The 753-nt window shown below is 69.5% G+C and carries 1 protein-coding gene; it reads left to right on the top strand.

The window, feature by feature from the left end:
• Nucleotides 1-68: 68 nt before the first annotated feature.
• Nucleotides 69-753 (top strand): transposase (locus tag E1294_RS52105; RefSeq protein WP_132520814.1); only part of this gene is annotated, 685 nt, incomplete at its 3' end.

The raw sequence follows: 753 nt of genomic DNA, 5'->3' as shown, positions 1-753 counted from the left end.
ACCTGGCCGAGCTCCCACCCCAGACGCCACCCGCCGATGAGGAACCAACGGCCGACACAGCCCCTGACGTGCCGCAATCCCGGACGGCGCTCCGCACCCGAGAACGCCACGCCGTCATCCACGCCCTCCTGGCGGAAGGCCGGACGCACACCGAGATCTGTAAGATCCTCGGCCTGGCTGACAAGACCGTCCGCAAGTTCCGGCTCGCGGCCACCGCCGACGAGCTCATCAACGGTCCTCGCAAGAGCGTGCGTCCCATCGACCGGTACGGGGCCTACCTGCACCGCCGCTGGAACGAAGGCGTCCACGACGCCGCCCGACTCCACGCCGAGATCACCGCCCAGGGCTACACCGGCAGCAAGCGCTCCGTCCGCCGGTTCGTCTTGCCGTTACACCCTTATCAGCAGGTGGCCGACCTGCCCGCGCCACCGCCCAAGGTTCGCGACGTGACCCGCCGGCTCACCAGTCACCCAGACCACCTCACCGAGGACGAGGCCACTCAGCTCTCCCAGCTCAAGGACCGCAGCACCGTCCTGGCCCGGCTTGCCGAGCATGTCACCGCCTTCGCCCCAATGATGGCCGGCCTCACCGGCGCCCAGCACCTCGAAAACTGGCTCACCGCAGTCGAGACCGACGACCTCCCCGCCCTGCACACTTTCACCCGCGGCGTCCGCCGTGACCAAGACGCCGTCACCAACGGGCTGACCCTGCCCCACAGCAGCGGCGCCGTCGAGGGCAATGTCTGCCGCGTCA

The sequence above is a fragment of the Nonomuraea diastatica genome (genome assembly GCF_004349015.1).
GTDB classification, from domain to species: Bacteria; Actinomycetota; Actinomycetes; order Streptosporangiales; family Streptosporangiaceae; genus Nonomuraea; species Nonomuraea diastatica.
Note: the sequence above shows the minus strand (reverse complement) of the source record. Positions and strands in the feature narration are given on the sequence as shown.